Origin of the sequence: Duganella aquatilis, assembly GCF_009674565.1 — a bacterium.
In the GTDB taxonomy this organism is placed as follows: domain Bacteria; phylum Pseudomonadota; class Gammaproteobacteria; order Burkholderiales; family Burkholderiaceae_D; genus Rugamonas; species Rugamonas aquatilis.
In genome coordinates, this window is record NZ_WKJL01000018.1 from 85738 (window position 1) to 108088 (window position 22351).

The 22351-nt window shown below is 64.3% G+C and carries 19 protein-coding genes and 4 tRNA genes; 11 read left to right on the forward strand and 12 right to left on the reverse strand.

Features of this window, described 5'->3' with window-relative positions; genetic code table 11:
• Positions 1–112 precede the first annotated feature (112 nt).
• The 5 genes from GJ698_RS21575 to GJ698_RS21595 form a co-directional block, all read right to left on the reverse strand.
• The gene (locus GJ698_RS21575) at positions 113–646 is read right to left on the reverse strand and encodes a phasin family protein (protein ID WP_154359922.1); all 534 of its coding nucleotides are present in this window, start codon (positions 644–646) and stop codon (positions 113–115) included.
• A gap of 65 nt (positions 647–711) precedes the next feature.
• A complete protein-coding gene (locus tag GJ698_RS21580; protein WP_154359923.1) occupies positions 712–915 on the reverse strand; it encodes a hypothetical protein in 204 nt (67 codons plus the stop codon).
• A 3-nt stretch (positions 916–918) separates the two neighbouring features.
• Positions 919–1989: a GGDEF domain-containing protein gene (locus GJ698_RS21585; protein WP_229260110.1), complete on the reverse strand. Its 1071-nt coding sequence runs from the start codon at positions 1987–1989 to the stop codon at positions 919–921.
• Between the two features lie 183 nt (positions 1990–2172).
• Positions 2173–4377, reverse strand: a complete 2205-nt coding sequence (locus tag GJ698_RS21590; protein WP_154359925.1) for an ATP-binding protein — start codon at positions 4375–4377, stop codon at positions 2173–2175.
• Between the two features lie 72 nt (positions 4378–4449).
• Entirely contained in the window at positions 4450–4860 is a 411-nt protein-coding gene (locus tag GJ698_RS21595) for a winged helix-turn-helix transcriptional regulator (protein WP_154359926.1), read from the reverse strand.
• A 95-nt stretch (positions 4861–4955) separates the two neighbouring features.
• Here GJ698_RS21595 and GJ698_RS21600 point away from each other — a divergent pair, with 95 nt between their 5' ends.
• Positions 4956–5804 (forward strand): SDR family oxidoreductase, encoded by an 849-nt coding sequence (locus GJ698_RS21600; RefSeq protein ID WP_154359927.1) that lies wholly within the window; start codon positions 4956–4958, stop codon positions 5802–5804.
• Positions 5805–5857: 53 nt separating this feature from the next.
• On the opposite strand, the gene GJ698_RS21605 is transcribed toward GJ698_RS21600, so the two are convergent.
• Positions 5858–5942: transfer RNA gene (locus tag GJ698_RS21605), tRNA-Leu, on the reverse strand.
• 27 nt (positions 5943–5969) lie between these two features.
• Positions 5970–6054: transfer RNA gene (locus GJ698_RS21610), tRNA-Leu, on the reverse strand.
• 176 nt (positions 6055–6230) lie between these two features.
• Between GJ698_RS21610 and GJ698_RS21615 the strand changes: the two genes are divergently transcribed.
• Positions 6231–6977 (forward strand): substrate-binding periplasmic protein, encoded by a 747-nt coding sequence (locus tag GJ698_RS21615; RefSeq protein WP_154359928.1) that lies wholly within the window; start codon positions 6231–6233, stop codon positions 6975–6977.
• Between the two features lie 37 nt (positions 6978–7014).
• On the opposite strand, the gene GJ698_RS21620 is transcribed toward GJ698_RS21615, so the two are convergent.
• A tRNA-Leu gene (locus tag GJ698_RS21620) sits at positions 7015–7099 on the reverse strand.
• Between the two features lie 150 nt (positions 7100–7249).
• On the opposite strand from GJ698_RS21620, the gene GJ698_RS21625 reads away from it, so the two are divergent.
• Positions 7250–8845 carry an ATP-binding protein gene (locus tag GJ698_RS21625; protein WP_154359929.1) on the forward strand — a complete coding sequence of 532 codons (1596 nt, stop codon included), beginning with the start codon at positions 7250–7252 and terminating at the stop codon, positions 8843–8845.
• Between the two features lie 39 nt (positions 8846–8884).
• Here GJ698_RS21625 and GJ698_RS21630 read toward each other — a convergent pair.
• Positions 8885–8969, reverse strand: a tRNA-Leu gene (locus GJ698_RS21630).
• Positions 8970–9287: 318 nt separating this feature from the next.
• Here GJ698_RS21630 and rnr point away from each other — a divergent pair.
• The 4 genes from rnr to GJ698_RS21650 all read left to right on the forward strand — a co-directional run bounded on the left by rnr (position 9288) and on the right by GJ698_RS21650 (position 14064).
• Entirely contained in the window at positions 9288–11759 is a 2472-nt protein-coding gene (rnr, locus tag GJ698_RS21635) for a ribonuclease R (RefSeq protein ID WP_154359930.1), read from the forward strand.
• Between the two features lie 15 nt (positions 11760–11774).
• Complete coding sequence (rlmB, locus tag GJ698_RS21640) at positions 11775–12506, forward strand: 23S rRNA (guanosine(2251)-2'-O)-methyltransferase RlmB (RefSeq protein WP_208023863.1); 732 nt, start codon at positions 11775–11777, stop codon at positions 12504–12506.
• A 149-nt stretch (positions 12507–12655) separates the two neighbouring features.
• Positions 12656–13393, forward strand: a complete 738-nt coding sequence (gene cysE / locus GJ698_RS21645; RefSeq protein ID WP_154359932.1) for a serine O-acetyltransferase — start codon at positions 12656–12658, stop codon at positions 13391–13393.
• A gap of 11 nt (positions 13394–13404) precedes the next feature.
• On the forward strand, positions 13405–14064 hold the full coding sequence (locus GJ698_RS21650; RefSeq protein WP_154359933.1) for a YceH family protein: 660 nt from the start codon (positions 13405–13407) through the stop codon (positions 14062–14064).
• A 123-nt stretch (positions 14065–14187) separates the two neighbouring features.
• On the opposite strand, the gene GJ698_RS21655 is transcribed toward GJ698_RS21650, so the two are convergent.
• Together GJ698_RS21655 and GJ698_RS21660 are read right to left on the reverse strand one after the other, a co-directional pair.
• Positions 14188–16584 carry an MtrB/PioB family decaheme-associated outer membrane protein gene (locus tag GJ698_RS21655; RefSeq protein ID WP_166454924.1) on the reverse strand — a complete coding sequence of 799 codons (2397 nt, stop codon included), beginning with the start codon at positions 16582–16584 and terminating at the stop codon, positions 14188–14190.
• Between the two features lie 12 nt (positions 16585–16596).
• Positions 16597–17568: a DmsE family decaheme c-type cytochrome gene (locus GJ698_RS21660; RefSeq protein ID WP_154359935.1), complete on the reverse strand. Its 972-nt coding sequence runs from the start codon at positions 17566–17568 to the stop codon at positions 16597–16599.
• A 127-nt stretch (positions 17569–17695) separates the two neighbouring features.
• Between GJ698_RS21660 and GJ698_RS21665 the strand changes: the two genes are divergently transcribed.
• The 3 genes from GJ698_RS21665 to GJ698_RS21675 are packed head-to-tail and all read left to right on the forward strand — an operon-like array spanning position 17696 to position 21555.
• Positions 17696–18025, forward strand: a complete 330-nt coding sequence (locus GJ698_RS21665) for a hypothetical protein (RefSeq protein WP_154359936.1) — start codon at positions 17696–17698, stop codon at positions 18023–18025.
• Complete coding sequence (locus tag GJ698_RS21670; protein ID WP_154359937.1) at positions 18025–19065, forward strand: DmsE family decaheme c-type cytochrome; 1041 nt, start codon at positions 18025–18027, stop codon at positions 19063–19065. The genes GJ698_RS21665 and GJ698_RS21670 overlap by 1 nt, the downstream gene beginning before the upstream one ends.
• Positions 19066–19086: 21 nt before the next feature.
• Positions 19087–21555 (forward strand): MtrB/PioB family decaheme-associated outer membrane protein, encoded by a 2469-nt coding sequence (locus tag GJ698_RS21675; RefSeq protein ID WP_166454925.1) that lies wholly within the window; start codon positions 19087–19089, stop codon positions 21553–21555.
• 90 nt (positions 21556–21645) lie between these two features.
• Here GJ698_RS21675 and GJ698_RS21680 read toward each other — a convergent pair whose 3' ends face one another.
• Complete coding sequence (locus GJ698_RS21680) at positions 21646–21984, reverse strand: alpha/beta hydrolase family protein (protein WP_154359939.1); 339 nt, start codon at positions 21982–21984, stop codon at positions 21646–21648.
• Between GJ698_RS21680 and GJ698_RS21685 the strand changes: the two genes are divergently transcribed.
• On the forward strand, positions 21974–22333 hold the full coding sequence (locus GJ698_RS21685; RefSeq protein ID WP_154359940.1) for a hypothetical protein: 360 nt from the start codon (positions 21974–21976) through the stop codon (positions 22331–22333). The two genes, GJ698_RS21680 and GJ698_RS21685, sit on opposite strands and share 11 nt — an antisense overlap.
• Positions 22334–22351: the final 18 nt, after the last annotated feature.

Consider the following 22351-nt stretch of genomic DNA (forward strand, 5'->3'; position numbering starts at 1 on the left):
CGTTTGCACAGCAAAAAAAATCCGGGGTCAGGTCCCTCATTTCTACACGAGCCCGGCCGTAACGCGCGTTACGGCCGGGCTCGTGTAGAAATGAGGGACCTGACCCCGGAGGTTATTTCTTGGCGACGAGGGCGTTGGCCTTGGCGATTTCCGCTTCGACGGCCTGTACCGCCTGCTTGGTGGCCTTGGTCACCTGCTCGTAGCCGGCGAAGGCGTTGTCGATCGCGGTCTTGACGATGTTGACGGCGTTTTCCGAACCGGGACGCACGTTCTTGGTGACGTCGTAGATCAGCGCGCTGAGGTTGCTCTTGGCTTCGGCCACGTGGGCGTCGGCGGCGCGGGTGAATTCTTCACGGATCTCGGCGATGATGTCGCCCAGCTGCTGGTTGTAGGCGGCGGCGCTGGCGACGCCAGGTTGAATCTGGTCGGCGGCAGCCTTGATGGCGGCCTTGGCGTCGGCCGCCTGGCTCATCTCCTTGCCGGTGGCCAGGCCGCCTTCAAGTTGCGACTTGGCGGTGGACAGGTTGAGCGCAATGACTTGCTCCACGCCCTGCACGGTCTTGCTGGTCAGGGTGTTGAAGGTTTCAAGCTGGAATTCAAACAGCGCCTTGGTGGCGTTGGCAAATTGCTCTGGATTCGTAAACATACTGTCTCCTCATAAGAAATGTAGGGATGCAACGCTTCCGGTTCAACCGTGTTTTTATAATTTGATTATCGAATAACAATTAATTTTTCGCAACGGGCATCTTTGAAGGGACCGTAAGCGCGGTCCCAGCCTTCCCCCAGCGGCGTTTGCGAGCAGATCAGTACGCCGTCGATCTTGCTGCGCCACTTCCACCATGGCGCCGGCGCCGCCGTCAGCGTGCCGCAGCACAGCGCCAGGACCATGGCCAGTTTCAGTTTCGATCTCTTCATGCCTTACACCAGTTGTTGGGCGCAGACGCGATTGCGGCCGCTGTTTTTCGCAGCGTACAGCAAATCGTCGGCCGCCGCGATCATATTGAGGTGCGCGGCATGGGTGGAGGTGGCGAAATCCACGCTGGCGACGCCGAAACTGGCCGTCACCGTAATCTGCTGGCCCTGGTGCGCGACCGGCGTGGCGGCCAGCGTCTGGCGCAGGCGCTCGGCCAGCAGTTCGCCGCCGGCCAGGTCGGTTTCCGGCAGGATCAGCAGGAATTCCTCGCCGCCGTAGCGCACCACGCTGTCGATGCTGTCGCGCGTCATCGATTGCAGCAGCGCCGCGAAGCGTTGCAGCACGGCGTCGCCGCCATAATGGCCGTAGGTGTCGTTGACCGCCTTGAAGTGGTCCAGGTCGCTCATGATGACGGTCAGGCTCAGGCGGTAGCGCTGGGCGCGCGAGATTTCCGTTTCCAGCAGCTGTTCGTGCAGGTGGCGCCGGTTGTAGCAGCCGGTCAGCGGATCGCGCACCGACAGGTTTTTCAGCACCATCTGGGCGCTGTATTCCTCGCGCGACAGCATCTGGTAGCGCCGCGCCGCCACATAGCCGAACACATTGCCCAGCACCAGCAGCGCGGCCATGGTGCCCAGCTCCATGCCGTGCACGCCGCCTTGCCACCACGCCAGCCAGATGAAGGCCGCGGTGGCCGCCGCCGCGATCGCCGCCGCGTAGGCCAGCCGGTTCGGAATGTAGATGTAGATGACGATCAGCACGATGGACATCGACATCGCGTGCAGCGAAAACTCGTTCGGCCGCAGCGCCGCGATCAGCAGGAAGCCGGCCGCGCCGGCCACTTCGACGATATTCGCGGCCACGCGCGTGAAGGAGAGGGAGTCCGGCCGCCGCTTCAGCATGGCCAGGCAGGTCAGCACCACGGCGGCCACGGCCACGCGCGCGCCCACCAGCAAGCAGGTTTTCAGTTCATAGCCGACCCAGATCAGGTCGGTGACGGCAAAGCACAGGTAAAACAGCGCGCAGAACAGGAAGGTGACGCGCAACTGGGCCTGCGTGGTGGCCAGGTGATGGCGCAAGAAATCGTTTTCAGTCGCCGCATCGCAGAACTCGCAGCGCAGGGGTGCGACTTTGATTGTCCTGGACGAAACAGGATTCGAGGGCATGGCTGCGAGTCTCCGCTGGTGGCCGGCTGCTTGCCGGTCTGTCATAGTCCATTATACGGCTGCAACAGTTGCGATGCGGAAAAATCTTCACGACGCCTACAACGGCGCCACTTTCGGGATGCGCAGCATGACGCTGGTGCCGCGTCCCGGCGTGCTGGCGGCTTCGATCCGGCCGCCGAGCACGCCGGTGACGATGTTGTGTGTGATATACAAACCGAGTCCCGAGCCGCCCGCTCCCATGCGCGTGGTGAAGAAGGGATCGTAAATGCGCGGCAGGTTGTCCGCCGCGATGCCGGCCCCGGTATCGCTCAGGGTGATGGTGATTTCGCCGTTGCCGCTGTCGTGCGCGGACAGCGTGATGCTGCCCTGGCCGTTGCCGCGGCCGCTGAAGCCGTGCACCAGGCTGTTGTCGATCAGGTGGTGCAGCGCCTGCGTCAGGGGACCCGGATAGCTGTCGAGCTCCAGCCAGTGGTCGACATCCTCGATCAGCTCCAGTTCGCGCTTGCGCACCTCGGTCTGCACCGATTGCAGCAGCGCCGCCACCACGTCGCCCAGCACGAAGCGGCTGCGCTGGCTGCCGGCGCCGTCCACCGCGATGCGCTTGAAGCTGTCGACCAGCGCGGCGGCGCGCTTCAGGTTGCGCAGCACCACTTCGTCGGCGCTGGCGGCCTGTTCCAGATACGCGGCCAGCACCGACTTGCGCAGGCCGCTGTCGAGATCGCGCCGCAGTTCGGCGGTGCGCTCGCTCATGCTGCCGGCCATGGTCAGGCTGTTGCCGATCGGCGTGTTCAGCTCGTGGGCGACGCCGGCCACCAGCGCGCCCAGCGCGGCCAGCTTGTCGCGCCGCACCAGTTCCTCCTGCGTCATGCTGAGGTTGTCCAGCGCGGTGCTGAGTTCCTCGTTGACGTGTTCGGCGTCTTCCTTGGCCTGGCGCAGCTCGGCGGTGCGCGCCGCCACCAGCTCCTCCAGGTGCTCGCGGTGGCGCCGCAACTCTTCCTCGCGCCGGGTGCGGGCGATGGCGATGCCGGCCAGGTGGGTGGCGGTGTGGATCAGGCGGCGGTCATCGTCGTCGGGCGAGCGCACTTCCTGGTAGTACATGGCGAACGAGCCGAGCACGGTGTCCTGGTCCAGCAGGATAGGCATCGACCAGCAGGCGCGCAGCCCGTAATGGGCGGCGGCGTTGCGGTAGGGCGCCCACAGCGGATCGTTGAGGATGTCGCTGACGATCACCGTCTCCTTGCGGAACATGGCGGTGCCGCAGGAGCCGGCCGCCGGGCCGATCGGCAGGCCGTTGAGCGCCGCCAGGTAGTCGCGCGGCATGCTGGGGCCGGCCGCGCTGTGGACGGTGACGCCGTCCGGATTGAGCAACATCACGGTGCAGTGGCCGCCGTCGATCTGGGCTTCGATCAGGCGCACCAGCTTGTCCAGCGTTTCGGACAGCGGCGCGCCGCGCGCGATCATTTCCAGCAGTTCGTTCTTGCCGTCGCGCAGGGCGGCGGCCAGCCTGCGCGGCGTGACGTCGACGATGCGCACGTGCATCAGCCGGTGCTCGGCGGTGGTCAGCGGCACCATCCGCACTTCGCAGGCGATCGGGCGGCCGGTGCTGTGGCGCATTTCCAGCTCGAACACCTGCAGTTCGCCAGCCATGATCTGTTCCACCAGCACCGCCAGCACGTGGTCGCTGGGCTGGCCGTCCGGCTGCAGCGTCGGGCACAGCGCCAGCAGGCTGGTTTGCACCAGTTCGGTTTCGGTCATGCCGAACAGCTGGCGCGTGCCGCGGTTGATGTCGAGAATGCGGTAGCTGCCGCGCTGCATCAACAGGATGGCGTCCGGCGAGCCGGACAGCATGGTGTGGTAGTTGACTTCCAGCGTCGCCATGGTCGGCATGCCGGACAGCACCGGCGCCGGCGCCACCACCTGCAGGTGCAGCAGGATTTTTTCCGCCAGGTCGTCGGCGTTGAAGCTCATCGGCAGGTAGGCGGTGGCGCCGGCTTCCTGGGCGCGCTGGCGCTCCTCGTCGCTGGCCTGGGCGGACAGCAGGAATACCGGCAGCGGATGGGCGCTGGCCTGTTGCAGGCGCGGACACAATTCAAGGGCGGCGCTGCCGGCCAGCGTCACGTCGAGCAGGGCCAGCGCGATCTTGCCGCTGCGGACGGCGGCCAGCGCCTCGTCGCCGCGGCTGACGGCTTGCACTTCGAAATTATGCCGCGCCAGCATGCGCCGCAGCGCGACAGTATCGTAGGCCGTGCTGACGGCTAGCAGGATGGTGTGCGGCTGATCGGCTGAGAACGGCGGCATCATGTGTATCAGGTACGGCTCCGCAGTGCGGCGTGGAGACCAGTGTATTACAAGATCGCTACCCGCGGAGAGGGCTTATGCGGCTTTCAGTGCGGCAGCGTCCTGTGCCTGCTGGATCAGCGGGAAATTGTCCTCGATCCAGTCGACCAGCACTTCCAGCCGCTCGGCGGCCTCGCGGCCCAGCGGCGTCAGGCTGTATTCGACGTGCGGCGGCACCACCTGATGCGCCACGCGCAGCACCATGCCGTCGTAGGCGAGGGCGTCCAGCGTCTGCGCCAGCATCTTTTCGCTGACGCCGCCCACGGCGCGGCGCAGTTCGCTGAAGCGGTGGGTGCGTTCCAGCAGCATCACCAGCACCAGCACGCCCCAGCGGCTGGTGATGTGGCCGAGCACGGCGCGCGATGGGCAGTCGGCCGCCATCACCTGGGCGCGCTGCGGGTCCTGGTTGAGTTGCTGGATGGTCTTGCGCAGGGATTTGCTGGTCATCGGAAGCTCCAAGGGGTACTTACTAAAATGTGCGTACTTACAATTCGTAAGTATAGACTATATGATGGCTTCATCCACTTTTTAGGAGAAACCTCATGATTATCGTTACTGGCGCCACCGGCCAACTGGGCCGCCTGGTTATTTCCCAACTGCTGAAGCGCGTCCCTGCGGCGCAGATCGTCGCCGCCGTGCGCGACCCGGCCAAGGCCGCCGACTTGGCCGCCCAGGGCGTGGCGGTGCGCCGCGCCGACTACACCGATCCGGCCTCGCTGGACGCCGCCTTCCAGGGCGCCACCAAGGTGCTGCTGATTTCATCGAACGAACTGGGCAACCGCGTGCCGCAGCACCGCAATGTGATCGACGCCGCCGCCCGCGCCAAGGTCGGCCTTCTGGCCTACACCAGCGTGCTGCACGCCGACCGCTCGACGCTGGGCCTGGCGCCTGAGCACCGCGAGACCGAGGAGGCGGTGCGCGCCTCGGGCCTGCCGTACACCTTGCTGCGCAACGGCTGGTATGTGGAAAACTACACGGTCAGCCTGGGCGGCGCGATCGCCCACGGCGCGCTGGCCGGCGGCGCCGGCGACGGCCGCATCGCCGCGGCGGCGCGCGCGGACTACGCCGAAGCGGCAGCGGTGGTGCTGGCAAGCGGTGGTGCGGTGGCGCAGGTGTATGAGCTGGCGGGCGATACCGCGTTCACGCTGGCGGAGCTGGCGGCGGAAGTGTCGCGCCAGACCGGCAAGGAGATCCCGTTCCACAACCTGCCGCAGCAGGCCTATGCCGCGCTGCTGCTGAACGTCGGCCTGCCGGCGCCGCTGGCCGAACTGATCGCCGACTCCGACGCCCAGGCCGCCAAAGGCGCACTGTTCGACGACAGCGGCGTGCTGGGCAAACTGATCGGCCACCCGACCATCTCCCTGGCCGCCGCCGTCAAAGCCGCGCTGTAATGAAAAAAGCCTCCATGGCGCGAAACGCTATGGAGGCTTTTTTGCGGAATTCTTGGTGCCCACGGAGGGACTCGAACCCCCACACCTTGCGGCACATGGACCTGAACCATGCGCGTCTACCAATTCCGCCACGTGGGCATTTTGTCATTCAACAGTATCGGTGCTTGGTGCCCACGGAGGGACTCGAACCCCCACACCTTGCGGCACATGGACCTGAACCATGCGCGTCTACCAATTCCGCCACGTGGGCACTGATACTGTCTAGCTACTTTCTGCTGCTTGCTCAGCAACAGAAGGCACGCATCTTAAGGTGTGGCAGCATACCCGTCAATAGCATTCTGCTGCTTTTGTGAAATTATTTCATTTCCGGTTGTACGACAAGTTGAATCATAATGGCGTTTCTTTCAACATCGTATTCACTTCACAATGCAGCTGTTCCGCTTTGCGCTGGCCGCGGCCGGCTTGCTGGTGTCGTTCCCGGAGGCGCGTGCCGGTGAAATCATTACGGTGACGAATAGCGAATGGCTGCCGTACACCTCGGAGTATTTGCCGCATTACGGCCCGCTGTCGCGCATTATCAGCGAGGCGTTCGCGCTGGAAGGCGTGGAGGTGCGCTATGTGTTCCGGCCCTGGAGCCGCGCCTATGCGGAGGCGGCGGCCGACATGGCCAATGGTTCCATCCTGTGGAGCACCTCGGGCCGCGACAGCGACCGCCAGCGCCGCTTCTATTTCAGCGACGTGGTGTTCGACGGCCAGTCGGTGCTGTTCCACCTGAAGAGCTACCCATTCCGCTGGGCCGGCTACGAGCAGCTGGCGGGCGTGCGCATGGGCGGCACGGCGGGCTACGAGTACACCTTCGACAGCTACCCTTACATCCAGATGGACCGCTCCGCCGTTAGCGACGAGCTGAATTTCCGCAAGCTGGCGGCGGGGCGCTTCGACGTGTTTCCGGCGAACCTGGATGTCGGCCGCGAGATCCTGCGCACCGCGCTGCCGCCGGAGCAGGCCGCGCGCATCACCTGGGATCCGAATCCCTACAACATCACGCACTACCACCTGATACTCAACAAGCGCAACAAGAACAGCCGCCGCTATGTGGCGTTGTTCAACAAGGGACTGAAGCGGCTGAAGGAGAGCGGCAAATACGCGGAGTATTTGCAGGTGCTGAAATGAAAAAAGCCTCCCGAAGGAGGCTTTTTGCGGAATTCTGTGGTGCCCACGGAGGGACTCGAACCCCCACACCTTGCGGCACATGGACCTGAACCATGCGCGTCTACCAATTCCGCCACGTGGGCACTGTTGCTGCTTTTCTGCTGCGCTGTTGTCTGCACCAGAGGCCAGTATCTTACGGTAACAGCTTGCTTTTCGCAAGTGCTATTCTTCTTGCGCCGCGTGATGCAGTTTCGTAAGCTAGGCCTGTCAGTTCAATCACCCTGGAGGCCGGCATGGAAATGGTCAGCAACTGGTTCAACAGCCAGGGCTTCATGCCGCATGGGCACTGCTTCCTGTGGATACCGTCCATCCTGTGGACCAGCGTGATTTCCGACGCGCTGATCGCGCTGGCCTACCTGACGATTCCGATCAGCCTGGTCTACTTCATTCGCAAGCGGCGCGACATGCCGTTCGACTGGATGTTCATCGCCTTCGGCGTCTTCATCCTCGCCTGCGGCAGCACGCACCTGGCCGATATCTGGGTGGTGTGGCATCCGGACTACGTGCTGTCGGTGACGCTGAAGGCGGTCACCGCCGCCGCCTCGGTGGTGACCGCGGTTGCGATGATACGTTTGATTCCGATCGCGCTGCGCATTCCCAGTCCGGCGCAGCTGGCGGCCGTCAACGCCGAACTGCAAAAGGCCAACGACGATTTGCGCGCCGCCATGGAGCGCGCCGAAGTGGCCAACCGCGCCAAGAGTGCCTTTCTCACCTCGATGAGCCACGAGCTGCGCACGCCGCTCAACGCCATCCTCGGCTACGCGCAAATCCTCAAGCGCGACAAGAGCCTGACCATGCCGCAGCAAAGCGGCATCAGCACCATCCAGCAGGGCGGCCAGCACCTGCTGGCGCTGATCAACGACGTGCTCGACCTGTCGCGCGTGGACGCCGGCAAGATGGAATTCCATCCGAAGCCGGTGCGGCTGGGCGATCTGCTGGCGGTGGTGGGCGACATCATGCGCGTTCGCGCCGAACAAAAGCACCTGCACTTCGAGCTGGAATTGATGGACGGCTTGCCGCAGGCCGTCAGCGCGGATGAAACGCGGCTGCGCCAGGTGCTGCTGAACCTGCTGGGCAACGCGGTCAAGTTCACCGACCGTGGCGCGGTGCGGCTGCGCGTGTCGCGGCTGGCGGAGCAGCAGGGCGATGCCGCCGACGTGGCGCGCGTGCGGTTCGAAGTGCTCGACCAGGGCATCGGCATCGCCGCTGATCAGCAGGAGGCGATCTTCCGTCCGTTCGAGCAGGTCGGCGATCCTTCGCGGCGCGCCGGCGGCACCGGCCTGGGCCTGGCGATCAGCCGCCAGCTGGTGCAGCTGATGGGCGGCGCGCTGCAGGTCGACAGCACGCCGGGCAAAGGCAGCCGCTTCTGGTTCGACGTGCCGCTCAACGTGGTGGAGGCGCCCGGCGCGCTGGTCAGCGGCGAGCGCATCGCCACCGGCTATGTCGGTCCGCGCAAGACGATTTTGGTGGTGGACGATGTCGCCACCAACCGCGCGCTGCTGCGCGACCTGCTGGGCGCGCTGGGCTTCCGCACCTTCGAGGCGGAAAACGGCATGTCGGCATTGGTGCAGACGCAGGCCGAGCGGCCGGACATGGTGTTGCTGGATATGGTGATGCCGGGCATGGACGGGCTGGAAACCACGCGCCGCCTGCGCGCCGATGCGCGCACGGCCGGCACGCCGGTGCTGATGATTTCCGCCAGCTCGACGCCGGAAGAGGAGGAGCGTTCGCTGGAGGTGGGCGTCAACGCCTTCCTGGCCAAGCCGGTCAACGAACACGACCTGCTGCGGGAAATCGGCGCCCATCTTCATTTGGAATGGACAGAATGAAAAAAGCCTCCCGAAGGAGGCTTTTTTCGCGGAATTCTGTGGTGCCCACGGAGGGACTCGAACCCCCACACCTTGCGGCACATGGACCTGAACCATGCGCGTCTACCAATTCCGCCACGTGGGCACTGATGCTGCTCAACAACTCTGCTATTATATCGACCGGGAGAGTTTTGCGCCAGATGAACTTTTACATTCCTTACTGCACATCAACCCTGTCTAGCAGTTCCCGCCGCTTTCGCCGCGAGAGACCAGAATTATAGAGGAATCCATGGCGATGTCAAATGCCGCCAGTAATTTTTTTGATGCGAACTGCTGAATTAGTCATTCAAGACGATTCCAAGTACACTACGCCTGTCGTCGTGACATATATATGCACCTGACGATTTTGCCAGGCCGGATTTTTTCTGAACACTGTCAATAACATTGCAAAAATAAGAAACTTTTGAACCAATCTACACACACCATTCCCAGCCGGGAGGAAATTCTCGGCATCTTCCGCAGCGCCAACGGCCCGTTGGACCTGCGCGCCTTGTCGAAAACGCTGAAAGTCGGCACCGATGCACAGGCCATCCTGTCGCGCCGGCTGAACGCCATGCAGCGCGACGGCCAGATCCTGATTGACGACGCCGGCCACTACACGCTGGCCACGCAGACCGGCTTCATCGCCGGCCGCGTCAGCAGCCACCGCGACGGCTTCGGCTTTGTGATCCCGGACGAGCCGGGCGAAGACCTGTTCCTGCCCGAGAAGGAAATGCAGAAAGTGCTGCATGGCGACCGCGTGCTGGCCAAGGTTGTCGGCGTCGATCGCCGCGGCCGTCCGGAAGGCACCATCGTCGAGGTCACGCAGCGCGCCAACACCCACATCATCGGCCGCCTGCTGAAGAACGACAACGGCGCCTGGATCGTCGCGCCGGAAGACCAGCGCATCGCCCAGGACGTGCTGATCGAAGGTTCGATCGGCAAGGCCAAGCAAGGCCAGGTGGTCAGCGTCGAACTGACCGAGCAGCCGATGCGCTTCAAGCAGCCGGTCGGCAAGATCGCCGAAGTGCTCGGTTCGCTGGACGATCCCGGCATGGAAATCGAAATCGCCGTGCGCAAGTTCGGCGTGCCGCACATCTTCTCGGACGCCGCGCTGAAGCAGGCCAGCAAGCTGCCGGACCATGTGCGCGAAAGCGACTGGGGCGACCGCGTCGACCTGCGCGACGTGCCGCTGGTGACCATCGACGGCGAAGACGCGCGCGACTTCGACGATGCGGTGTACTGCGAGCCGGTCAAGATCGGCCGCGCCAACGGCTTCCGTCTGATCGTCGCGATTGCCGACGTCAGCGCCTACGTCAAGCCGAACGATGCGCTCGACGCCGACGCGCTGGAACGCAGCACCTCGGTCTACTTCCCGCGCCGCGTGATTCCCATGCTGCCGGAAAAACTGTCCAACGGCCTGTGCTCGCTGAATCCGGCGGTCGACCGCCTGACGCTGGTGTGCGACGCCGTGGTCACCGCCAAGGGCGAGATCAAGGCTTACCAGTTCTATCCGGCCGTGATCCACTCGGCCGCGCGCCTGACCTACACCGAAGTGGCCGACATTCTCGGCAACACCAAGGGCCCGGAAGCCGCGCGCCGTCCAGGCATCGTGCCGCATCTGCTGAACCTGTACGACGTGTTCCAGGCGCTGCTGAAAGCCCGCGCCGAACGCGGCGCCATCGATTTCGAGACCACCGAAACCTATATCGTCTGCAACCCGAACGGCAAGATCGAAAAGATCATCCCGCGCACCCGCAACGATGCGCACCGCCTGATCGAAGAGTGCATGCTGACCGCCAACGTGTGCGCGGCCGATCTGCTGATCCGCCACAAGCACCCCGGCACCTACCGCATCCACGCCACGCCGACCGCTGAAAAGCTGAAGCAGGTGCGCACCTTCCTCAAGCAGGTGGGCCTGAGCCTGAACGGCGGCGACAAGCCGGCCGCCGGCGACTACGCCGCGCTGATGAAGCAGATCAAGGAGCGCCCGGACGCGTCGCTGCTGCAAACCATGCTGCTGCGCTCGATGCAGCAGGCGGTCTACAGCCCGGACAACATCGGCCACTTCGGCCTGGCGTACGAGGCCTATGCCCACTTCACCAGCCCGATCCGCCGCTACCCGGACCTGCTGACGCACCGCGCCATCAAGGCCATCCTGCTGGGCAAAAAGTACGAGCCGAAGATTCCAGGCACCAGCGTGCTGAACACCAATGTCTCGAACGCCACCCGCAAGCAGCAGGCCAAGGACAAGGCCGAAGGCAAGGAACCGAAGTCCGCCGCCGACCTGACCGTGTGGGACGCGCTGGGCGTGCACTGCTCGGCCAACGAGCGCCGCGCCGACGAAGCCTCGCGCGACGTCGAGAACTGGCTGAAGTGCTACTTCATGCAGGACAAACTGGGCGAGGAATACACCGGCATCATCACCGGCGTGACCACCTTCGGCATCTTCGTGCAGCTGGACCAGCTGTTCGTCGAAGGCATGGTGCACATCACCGACCTGGGCCAGGACTACTTCCAGTACGACGACGCCCGCCACGAGCTCAAAGGCGAGCGCAGCGGCAAGACCTTCCAGCTGACCGACCGCGTCAGCGTGCAGGTGGTGCGGGTCGACCTGGAATCGCGCAAGATCGATCTGCGCCTGGCCGGCGCCGATGCGCCGCCGCCACGCGTGGACAAGGCGGGCGCGCAGTCGAAGGACCGCAAGACCAATATCAAGCCTGGCCCGGCCGTTCCGGCCGCCAAACCAGGCAAGCCGGCCCGCAAGAGCGCCGCTGCGGCGCCACCCGCCGCAGCCAAGCCGAAAGCGGCAGCCCGCAAGCCCAAGGCCGCGGCAAAACCCGCGGCAGCACCCCGGGCAGCGAAAGCTGCTCCAAAAAGTAAGAAGAAGCGATAAATGAGTAAGAATAAAATGATTTTCGGTTTTCACGCGGTGACCTCGCGCTTGCGTCACGAGGCCGCCACCGTGGAAGAAATTTTCGTCGACGTCGGCCGTGACGACCGCCGCATGAAGGATCTGATCGCCAACGCGAAAGCGGCCGGCGTGCGCGTGATGCCGGTGGATTCGGCACGCCTGGACAAGATCGTCGGCACCCGCCGTCACCAGGGCGTGATCGCGTTTGCCTCGCAGCTGGCGCTGGCGCGCAACCTGGACGAGCTGCTGGACGCCATCGAAGGCCCGCCGCTGCTGCTGGTCCTCGACGGCATCACCGATCCGCACAACCTGGGCGCCTGCCTGCGCGTGGCCGACGGCGTCGGCGCCCACGCAGTGATCGTGCCGAAGGACCGCGCCGTGGGCCTGAACGCCACCGCCGCCAAGGTCGCCAGCGGCGCCGCCGAGACCGTGCCTTACATCACCGTCACCAACCTGGCGCGCACCTTGCGCGACCTGAAGGACCGCGACATCTGGCTGATCGGCACCTCCGACGACGGCGACAAAGGCCTGTACGAAGCCGACTTCACCGGCCCGACCGCCCTGGTCATGGGCTCGGAAGGCGAGGGCATGCGTCGCCTGACGCGTGAGACCTGCGACATGCTGGTCAGCATCCCGATGTTCGGCTCGGTAGAGAGCCTGAACGTGTCGGTCGCTTCGGGCGTCTGTCTGTACGAAGCCCGCCGCCAGCGTATCGCCAAGGAAGGCTGACAAGGCTTCCGGTCAAGCGATACGCAGTACCCGGCGGCCGATTTCGAGGGCTGCCGGTTTTCACCTCCCCTCCGAACTCAGCCGCTGTTCAGCAACTCCCAGCCGGATACGCTACCATTCAAGCACCGGTTGTCAATTCTGGATACGCCATGTTTCATCGTCTACGCCAAGACATCAACAGCATCATCGAACGCGATCCCGCCGCCCGCAACGCCTGGGAGGTGTTGACCTGCTATCCCGGCCTGCAGGCCATCGTCATGCACCGCTGGGCGCACTGGTACTGGACGCACCACATGAAATGGCTGGGCCGTTTCGTCTCCTACCTGGCGCGCATCGTCACCGGGATTGAAATCCACCCCGGCGCCACCATCGGCCGCCGCGTCTTCATCGACCACGGCTTCGGCGTGGTGATCGGCGAAACCGCCGAGGTCGGCGACGACTGCACCATCTACCAGGGCGTGACGCTGGGCGGCACCTCGCTGCATACCGGCGCCAAGCGCCATCCGACGCTGGGACGCGGCGTCATCATCGGCGCCGGCGCCAAGGTGCTGGGCGGCTTCACGGTGGGCGAATACGCCAAGGTCGGCTCCAACGCCGTGCTGCTGAAACCGGTGCCGCCGGGCGCCACGGCGGTCGGCAATCCGGCCCACATCGTGCAGAAGGATCTGCTCAACGCCGCCGCCGATCCGTTTGCCGCGTATGGCGTCACGCCGAACGGCGACGATCCGCTATCGAAGGCGCTGCGTGGGCTGATCGAGAACGCAGTCAAGCAGGAACAGCGCATCGAACAGCTGGTGGCAACCATGAAGGCGGCGGGGTTGGAGTGTCAAAGCGTACCCGACTGTGATAAATTGAATTCCGACCAACTGAACAAGCTCGTCGAATAAGGAAGCAAGACATGGAAGAAGGCACAGAAGTACTGGACCCGTTTGAAATCCGCGTGCTGGCGGTACTGGCCGAAAAGGAAGCGCTGACGCCGGATAACTATCCGCTGTCGCTGAACGCGCTGGTCAACGGTTGCAACCAGCTGTCCAGCCGCGACCCGGTGATGGCGATCTCGGAAGAGGCCGTCTCCGAAGTATTGCAGCGGCTGATGCAGCGCAAGTACGTCAACGGCATCACGCAGGCCGGCGCGCGCGTGACCAAGTACGAGCACCGCATGCGCATCAAGTGGTCGCTGGAGCAGGACAAGCTGGCCGTGCTGACCATCCTGATGCTGCGCGGCCTGCAAACGGCCGGCGAGATCCGCACCCGCAGCGGCCGTCTGCACGACTTCAAGAGCGTGGCCGACGTCGAGCAGGCGCTGCAATTCCTGATCGACAAATATCCGCCGCTGGTCTCCAAGCTGCCACTGGCGCCCGGCACCAAGGAGCCGCGCTACGGCCAGCTGCTAGGCGGCGAAGAAGCCCTGGCCCGCGAAGAAACCGCCGCGACAATGGGCGGCTCGGTCGCACAAGGCAGCCGCCTGGGCGCCCTGGAACAGGAAGTCCAACAGCTGCGCAGCCAGGTCGAAGACCTGACCGCACAGTTCGCCGAATTCCGCAAGCAGTTCGAATAAAACGGGTTAAGTCCGAAGCACCGTCGCGACCTCGTCCCGCCAGGACATCCTCCAGCCCAAAAACGAAAGGGTCTGACCCCGAACGGGGTCAGACCCTGGCCGCAGCGCCTTGCGGGTTAAAGATCAGAAGCGATAAATATAGCGCACAGCAATATCCGCCACATTCTGACGATTCTGCATATTCACGGTCGTATTATCCGAATACGTGAACGGCACGCCGTTATTACTCCACTGCCACTCATAGAACTTCACGTGCGAGTAGCCGTAGTCGATGCGCAGGTCGGCGTTCGGCTGCAAGGCATACATGCCGGCCAGACGTAGACCGACTTGACGGAAAGTCGCATCCGGCAAACCAATCGCCGCCTGCGCCGTATTCGCCGCGCTAGGCGCCGTCACGGTCGTGCCGCTGACGCCACTGGCCGCTGCCACACCATACTTGTTGCGGTCATTCAGATAAGCCAGCGTCGCCGTCAGATTCAGCTTGGACGTTGCCTTGAACTTCAGGCCCAGTCCTGCCGCATCGTTGAAGTTGTGCAGATCCGCCATATACCCGGTGCTATGGTTGATATGCTGGGTCTGCTCACCATGCGACGCATACGCATTCAGCGAAAACTTCTCCGACAGCGTATAACCCGCATCCAGGCTATACAGCGAGACGCCGCTCTCCCGCCACGCCTTGCCGCCATACAGCGCCGACACCGGCGCCTGGTTGGTGTCCTTGCCATCCTCGGCCACCAGCTGCACGTTCAGCCGTTCGGTCGGATTCCAGTCCAGCGAGAACTTCCACTTGTCGCGCTTGACGTCGGTCAGCGACAGCGGGAACACCGAGTTGCCCGACAGCGCCAGGATCGCCGCGTACGACAGCTTCTGGCCATAGCAGGCCTTGCCGCCGCAATACTGGTTGATCAGCGCCAGGTTGGCGGCGGTGGTGCCGGCGATGGCGGGATCGAGCGTGCTCAGCGTGGTCCAGTCGGAACCGGTGCGCTTGCTTTCCGAGTAGCTCAAGGAGCCGTTCAGCGTTTCCGACATGCTGCGGCGCAGTTCCAGGCGGTAGCCCGATTCCTCGGTCTTGGCGCGCAGCGCGGTCAGGCCGGCCACGTTGTCGTCCGCCGCCGAGGTCGGTACTTCACGCTTGATCTCGTTGTAGTCGCCGCCCAAGGTGGCGCGCCAGGCCGGCGACAGGCGGTAGCTGGCCTCGACCTTGGCCACGGTCTTGGTGTTGCTGGTGCGGTTGTTGAACCAGGCGGCGCCGTTGTTGGTGTAGCTGGCCGGCGAGGTGGCCGGCGTGACCGCTTCGGCCTCCAGGTTGTAGCGGTACAGCGGCGTCTTGTCCTCGCGGTGGTCGTACTTGACGTTGGCCAGCAGCGACAGGTTGCTGGTCGGCCGCGCCGTCAGGCCGAACTGCGTCAGCAGCGTGTCGACCTTGGCGCCCAGGCTGTCGACGCCGGCCGGCGCGCCGGTCAGGCCGTTGGCGGCGAAGTTGTCGTTCTGGCTGGCGTGGGTGTAGGCGATCTTGAAGTTGGCCTTGACCGTGCGGCTGAAACCGTAGCTGCCGTCCAGATACAGCTGGTGCGCCTGGTTGTCCGGCGGCAGCGCCATCGCCGATTGCAGCACGTTTTGCAGGCTCATGCCGCCGCCGGCGATGATGTTGTTGCCCACCGCAGGGTAGCCGGGCAGCGCCACGCCGAGACCGCTGTTGAAGGCGTTCGGCACGATCGGATTCAGGCTGCCGTTGGCGTTGTTGTACATCGAGCCGTAGTAGCCGAAACTGAGCAGCAGCTTGTCGTCATGGTAGTTCAGGCGCATGTCGATCTGTTTGGTCGATGAGTCGATCGGCTCCGGCACCAGCAGCAGCGCGCCGGCGGCGAAGTTGGCCTGGTTCATGGCGGTGGTGGTCGACGTGCCGCAGACATAGGCCGCGCAGGCGTAGCCGCGGCCCCACAGGCGGGCGCCGCTCTTGTCCTCGTTCTTGAAGTTGGCTTCGAACTGCAGCTGCGGCGTCAGCCACTGTTCGTAGCCGAGTCCTGCGGCCTTGCGTTCGGTGCCGATGTTGACATTGGCGCCGGTGCCGGCCTTGGCCAGGCGCGAAATCACCGGCGAGGTGGTGCCGACGCCGGTCATGCCGGTGTTGATGGTGCGCGGGTATTCGCGATTCAGTTCGCTGTACTCGGCGCTGTATTTCCACGCGCCTTGCTTCTCGCGCGAGAAGCTGACCTCGCGGTCGTCGAGTCCGCCGTCGGCGACCTTGATCCGCATCCAGGTGCCGGTGGCGTCGTCGCGCGTGACCCAGTCGATGTCGACGATGGCGTAGGCGTCGCTGTTGCGCTTGCCGTTGTACTGGCCGTAGATGGCGCGGTCGTCCTTGCCGCCGCTGAGCGCGCCGAGACCGACGATGACCACGCTGTCAGGCTTGATCAGCTGGACCACTTCGTCTTCGGCGCTGGCGGTAGAAAAGATCGCCATCAGTGCCAGCGCCAGCGCGGTATGGCGCAGGGCGGGCTGTTTCAGATTGCTGTTCATTTTCATTCCTCCTCAACGGAACATGAATTGCGGTGTTGGATTGGTGACGGTCGGATTGTTCGAACCGTGGACTTGGGTGTGGCAGTTGTTGCAGGCACGACCCTGGGTCACCCAGGCGCCGGACTTGCCGGGCGTGCTGGCCGTCGGCGCGGTGGCCTGGGCGCCGGTCACTTGCGGGATGAAGCCGCCGTGCGGGGTGTGGCACTGGTGGCACAGGAATGGCGGCCGCGCTTTCAGCATGTTTTCCGCCGTGGTGCCGTGCGGGTTGTGGCACAGCGTGCAGTCTTCGCTGACGGGCTCGTGGTTGTGCACGAACGGGCCGCGTTTTTCCATGTGGCAGGTGTAGCAGGTGTCGTTGACGCTGTCGCGTTTCAACAGTTTCGGACCGACCGAACCGTGCGGGTTGTGGCAATCCGAGCAGGCCATCTTGCCTTCAGGGATAGGGTGGTGCGAAGGACGGTTGACCTGGCCGCGTTGCTCCTTGTGGCAGGCGTAGCAGACTTCGGGTTGGGTGCGCTTGTCGCGGACCTTGTCGTGGCCGGTGTGGACCTGGTGGCAGGAAGTGCAGGCAACGTCGCGCGCATCGTGGATGCTGCCGGCCCAGTGCGAACGCTTGGCGTCCTTGTCGTGGCAGCTCAGACAGGCGTCGTTGCGGTCGGCGACCGGGGTCTTCGAGTTCTTGGTGAACGTGCGGTCGGGGGCCGGCCGCTGCTGGGTCTTGCTGTCGGCGTGGGCGTCGCTGGCGCCGTGGCAGCTGGTGCAGGTCGGCGTGCGGCCATCGGCGCGGGTGCCGTGTTTGCTTTTGCCGATTTGCAGCAGTTGCGGGTTGTCGCTTTCATCGTGACAAGCGGTGCATTTCGCGTCGCCTTTCAGGACCAGGTCGTTACCCTGGTCCGCTGTCAGCGTTTCCGCAGCTGCCGCCGGGAAGGAAGTCACCATGCCGGCAGCAAAGGCCAGGATGGAAACGAGTCGCAGTATCTTCATTATTTTTCTCCGAGATGTTCGACAGCCTGAATCGCTGCCACCCTCTTCTATGCAAAATCAGGGCCTGCCAAAAAAAGCGGCAAAATCTCCGGTTTTAAATTTCTAAGTCGTTGTTTTAAAACGAGAAGTGGAATCGTTCCGAGAACGGAAAGGCATTCCCGAAGCTGAGAAAAACGGCCGCGTTTTTGCCACTTCCGGTAAAGCGCGGCGGCGCTTTTCGCAGCGCCGGATTTCCCGCAAGCGGGACCGCGCCGGCGCTTTTCCCAAGGTTGGCAAACGCCGCGCGGCGCACAGCATTTTGTTCGGCGCCGCTTGCCGCGCGCCGTCGTTTCGCGCCGCCGCGGCGCGCTGCCTTTTACTAAAAATTCTATATTTTAGGAATGAAGTAATAGGCACCGTTTTTGCTGACAGCACCCTCTGGGCGACATCTGGTCGCCGTTACTTCAAGGGGAAATAATGAAACTACGAAAACTCATCAGCTTGCTGGCGTTGGTGGCCGGTACGGCGACGGTGTCGGCGGCATTTGCTGCCGACAATCCCGCCTTGCCCGACCTGCCGAATCGCGCCAACACGGTCAGCGCGGCGTTGAAGAAGGACGCCATCTGCACCGCCTGTCACGACGAGTCGGAAGAGCGGCCCATCCTGGCCATGTACAAGACGCGCCACGGCGTGAAGGCCGACGCGCGCACGCCCAACTGCCAGTCCTGTCACGGCGAGAGCGAGGCGCACGTCAAGAATCCTGAAGGCAAATCGAAACGTCCGCTGCCGGACCGCCGCTTTGTCGGCAAGAACAAGTCGGACGCCGACGCCATCAACGACAGCTGTCTGAGCTGCCACAAGGCCGGCAAGCGCAACCTGTGGCAAGGCAGCAAGCACCAGAGTCAGGACTTGTCCTGCGTTTCCTGCCACCAGGTGCACACCCAGGGCAAGGACCGCATGTTGGACCGCACGGCCCAGCCGGACGCCTGCTTCTCCTGCCACAAGACCGAACGCTCGGAAACCCTGCGCCACTCGACCCATCCGATCCAGGCCGGCAAGGTGGTGTGCTCGGACTGCCACAACCCGCACGGCTCAGAAGGTCCGAAGCTGATGAAGGACATTTCGGTGCGCGACACCTGCTTCAGCTGCCACGCCGAGAAACGCGGCCCGTTCCTGTGGGAGCACCCATCGGCCATGGATGACTGCATGAACTGCCACACGCCGCACGGCTCGTCGAATGCGCCGCTGCTGAAAGCCCGCAGTCCATGGCTGTGCCAGAGCTGCCACGCCGACGGCGCGCCGCACCCAGGCACCGTCTACAGCGCGGCCAATCTGCCGGGCGGCGCGGTCGCCAACGCCTCGTCGCAAAGCGCGCTGGCCGGCACCACCAATCCGCTGACCGGCCAGGGCGTGGCGATGAACAACCCATCGGCCCAACTGGCGTTCCGCGGTTGCACCAACTGCCACACCCAGGTGCACGGTTCCAACAGTCCCGGCGGCAAACGTTTTGTGCGCTAACCGACAACCATGGAGAACGCTATGAAACACACATCCACTCCACTGACGCTGCGCGCAGGCGCGCTGGCGGTACGCGGCGCGCTGGCTTTGCTGGTGGTTATGCCGCTGGCCCATGCGGCCGATGAGGAAAACGACGAGGTCAAGCGCCTGACCACGCCGGCCAGCTCGATCGAGATCGGCGTCGGCAACGTCAACCACGCGTCCGACAAGTTCGGCGAATATAACGGCCTCGACAAAAAAGGCAGCTATGCGGTCGGCGGCTTCCTGCTGCAGGGCGGCGGCGCCTACGACAGCGACAGCGCGCTGCGCTGGTATCTAAAGGGCGCCAACCTGGGCCTGGACACGCGCAGCCTGGATGCCGAGATCGGCGTGCAGGGCCTGTTCCGCGTCAACTACAACTACGACGAGCTGTCGCGCGTGTATTCGACGCAGTTCCAGACCTTTTACGACGGCGCCGGCACCACCACCCTGAGCCTGCCCGCATCGTTTGCCGCCACGCCGGCCGCGTCGCGCGTCAGCAGCACCACCACCGCCAACGGCGCGCTGTCGAACTGGCAGAACATGCAGTCGCCATACGCCACCGCCGCCTGCGCAGCGGTGGGCGGCGTGCCGACCGCGGCCTGCCGCGGTCCCGGCTACCTGATCGCGGCGGCCATGCATCACTTCGACGTCGGCACCGAGCGCAAGAAGCATGCGGGCAGCGTCACCGTCGAGCTGAGTCCGCAATGGCAGTTCAGCGCCTCGGCCCAGCGCGAGAGCAAGGAAGGCACCAAGGTCACCGGCCTGGCCTTCGGCGGCCCGGCGCGCGGCGTCACCGTGCCGGAGCTGATCGACAGCACCACCGACCAGTTCAAGGCGGCGCTGGCCTATGTGGGCGAGCAGGGCAATGTCACGTTCGGCTACTACGGTTCGCTGTACAAGAACGCGGTCAACAAGTGGACCGTGGAAAGCCCGTTCAACGGCGCCTTGCTGAATCCGGAACTGAACAACCGCGCGGTGATGAGCGGCGCGCCGGACAACGAGATGCACCGGCTGTCGGTTTCGGGCGGCTACAACTTCACGCACACCACGCGCCTGACGATGGCCGCCAACTACCAGCGCATGACGCAGAACGAAGCGCTGGTCGACGGCCTGCCGACCACCTGGGTGATTCCGACCACCTCGGCGCACGGCAAGGTCATCAACACGTCGCTGAACGCCACGCTGACCAGCCGGCCGCTCCGGGATCTGGCCCTGTCGGCGGTCGTGAAGTATGAAAACCGCGACGACCAGTCGCCGGTCTACCGCTTCATGACGGCCGGCGGCGACGCGGCCGGCGCGCCCAGCCTGTTTGTCACCGAGCCGCTGAACCGGCGCATGGAGCAGGTCAGCCTGGACGCCGACTATGCCTTCGCACGCCGCCAGTCGATCCGCTTCGGCGTCGACACGCAGGAAATCCGCCGCACCGCCGATGGCGAGGAAACGCCGTTCAAGGCCGAGACCAACAGGGAAAACACGCTGCGCATCGACTACCGCAACAACCTGTCGGAACTGCTCACCGGCCGTCTGGGTTACAGCCATGCCAAGCGCACCCAGTCCGAGTACGAAACCAGCGAACTGCTGCCGGTGCCGACGGTGGCGCCGCTGCCGGCCGCCGATCCCTTGCTGCCGGGTCTGGTGCAGTTCTACCTGGCCGACCGCACGCGCGACCAGTTGCGCAGTTCGGTCAACATCCAGGCCACCGAGCGTTTGAGTCTGCAAACCGGCGTCGACTACAACCGCGACCAGTACAAGAACTCCCTGTACGGCCTGAAGCAGATGGAATCGCAGGTGTTCAAGCTGGATGCGGCGTTTACCGCCACCGACCGCCTGAGCTACGACGCCTTCTACACCTTCGAGCACAAAAAGTCGGAGATGGGCAGCCTGTCGATCGGCCGCGGTTACTCGACCACCATCCTCGATGCGCCAGCCTACAATCCGGCCACCGGTTGCACCGGCTACTGGGCTGACAGCGGCCACCTGCCGTCCGACGAGGGAACGGATCCATGCCGCAAATGGACCCAGACCCAGACCGACCGCATCCATACCGTCGGCTGGGGCGTCAAGGCGACGCAGCTGATGGGCGGCAAGCTGGACCTGGGCGCCGACCTGGCGCTGTCGTACAGCCGCACGCCGATCGAGGTGACCGGCGGCTATTACGTCAGCAACGGCAATACGGTCAAGACGGCGGCGCGTCCGTACAACAACGTCTGGGTGGCGGCGGAGTCGTTCCCGGACGTGACCAGCAAGATGGTGGATATCCGCTTGCATGGCCTGTATCGCATCAACAATGTGTCGTCGTTGCGGGCCAACTACCAGTTCCGCCGCCTGCAGTCGTCCGACTGGCAATACGATGCCTACGCCAATGCGGCGCAGGGCGTGACGGCGCTGCAAGTCTATCCAGGCAACGCCATCGTGTCGCCCAACTACGCGGTGCAGGTGGTGTCACTGTCCTACGTCCACTCGTTCTGATCCGTTAAGTAGCAAGCAAGCCCGCCACCGTTGAGGTGGCGGGTTTTTTTATGCGCGAAGAAGCGCCACGCCGCCTCGGGCGTGTCGACATCATGATTCATCCTGCCGATCAGTGCGCTCAGTAAGCAGCCCAGGTTTCTCGCAGCGTGACGAACCGGTGTGGCCGCCGCCGTCGATGCGCAACAGCTCAATCTGCAGCTGTGCCGGGGCTGCGCCCCAGGTCATTCGCGTGGCGCTGGTCGGATCGCGGGCTTGCAGATGTGGGTAGAGGTGGGTGGCGGGCGGCGCCGTCAGGCCCGCCAGTTCGCGCCATATCGCCACCGATGCATCGATCGAGATGCCGCTGCCCCGGCCGCTCAGGCTGAAAGCCTTCACTTCGCCGCCGTCGTAGGGCGCGATCCTGTCGGCCGTTCCGTGCGTGAAAAACACCGACAACGGATGCGTCGGTGATCGGCAGTTGCTGCGCGCCGCCATTGGACTGGCCGAACAGATAGATGCGTTGCGGATCGGCGCCCAGCCCCGCAACCGCGCGGTCTATCAGGGCGGCCAGGAAACCGACGTCATCGGTCTGGGCGTTGGCGGTGGCTTCGGCGCGGCAATCGTTCCAGGCCTGCTTGCCGTTGCTGGCCTTCGTGCCGTCTGGCGCGACCAACATGATGTTTTCGCGCTGGGCCAGATTGACCCAGTCCAGCGAGCGGTGGCCGCCTATTGTGTCCTTTCCCAGCATCCATGCCGCACTGGGGCCATGGCCACAGACATGGCCGTCATGTATAGATAATTTGATAACCTGGCAACC

What these genes read in the sequence shown, in the direction of transcription:
- GJ698_RS21575 (WP_154359922.1), bottom strand. Translation starts at nt 646, where the DNA reads ATGTTTACGAATCCAGAGCAATTTGCCAACGCCACCAAGGCGCTGTTT.
- GJ698_RS21580 (WP_154359923.1), bottom strand. Translation starts at nt 915, where the DNA reads ATGAAGAGATCGAAACTGAAACTGGCCATGGTCCTGGCGCTGTGCTGC.
- GJ698_RS21600 (WP_154359927.1), top strand. Translation starts at nt 4,956, where the DNA reads ATGATTATCGTTACTGGCGCCACCGGCCAACTGGGCCGCCTGGTTATT.
- GJ698_RS21660 (WP_154359935.1), bottom strand. Translation starts at nt 17,568, where the DNA reads ATGAAGATACTGCGACTCGTTTCCATCCTGGCCTTTGCTGCCGGCATG.
- GJ698_RS21675 (WP_166454925.1), top strand. Translation starts at nt 19,087, where the DNA reads ATGAAACACACATCCACTCCACTGACGCTGCGCGCAGGCGCGCTGGCG.
- GJ698_RS21615 (WP_154359928.1), top strand. Translation starts at nt 6,231, where the DNA reads ATGCAGCTGTTCCGCTTTGCGCTGGCCGCGGCCGGCTTGCTGGTGTCG.
- GJ698_RS21670 (WP_154359937.1), top strand. Translation starts at nt 18,025, where the DNA reads ATGAAACTACGAAAACTCATCAGCTTGCTGGCGTTGGTGGCCGGTACG.
- cysE (WP_154359932.1), top strand. Translation starts at nt 12,656, where the DNA reads ATGTTTCATCGTCTACGCCAAGACATCAACAGCATCATCGAACGCGAT.
- rlmB (WP_208023863.1), top strand. Translation starts at nt 11,775, where the DNA reads ATGATTTTCGGTTTTCACGCGGTGACCTCGCGCTTGCGTCACGAGGCC.
- GJ698_RS21595 (WP_154359926.1), bottom strand. Translation starts at nt 4,860, where the DNA reads ATGACCAGCAAATCCCTGCGCAAGACCATCCAGCAACTCAACCAGGAC.
- GJ698_RS21625 (WP_154359929.1), top strand. Translation starts at nt 7,250, where the DNA reads ATGGAAATGGTCAGCAACTGGTTCAACAGCCAGGGCTTCATGCCGCAT.
- GJ698_RS21655 (WP_166454924.1), bottom strand. Translation starts at nt 16,584, where the DNA reads ATGAACAGCAATCTGAAACAGCCCGCCCTGCGCCATACCGCGCTGGCG.
- GJ698_RS21650 (WP_154359933.1), top strand. Translation starts at nt 13,405, where the DNA reads ATGGAAGAAGGCACAGAAGTACTGGACCCGTTTGAAATCCGCGTGCTG.
- GJ698_RS21590 (WP_154359925.1), bottom strand. Translation starts at nt 4,377, where the DNA reads ATGATGCCGCCGTTCTCAGCCGATCAGCCGCACACCATCCTGCTAGCC.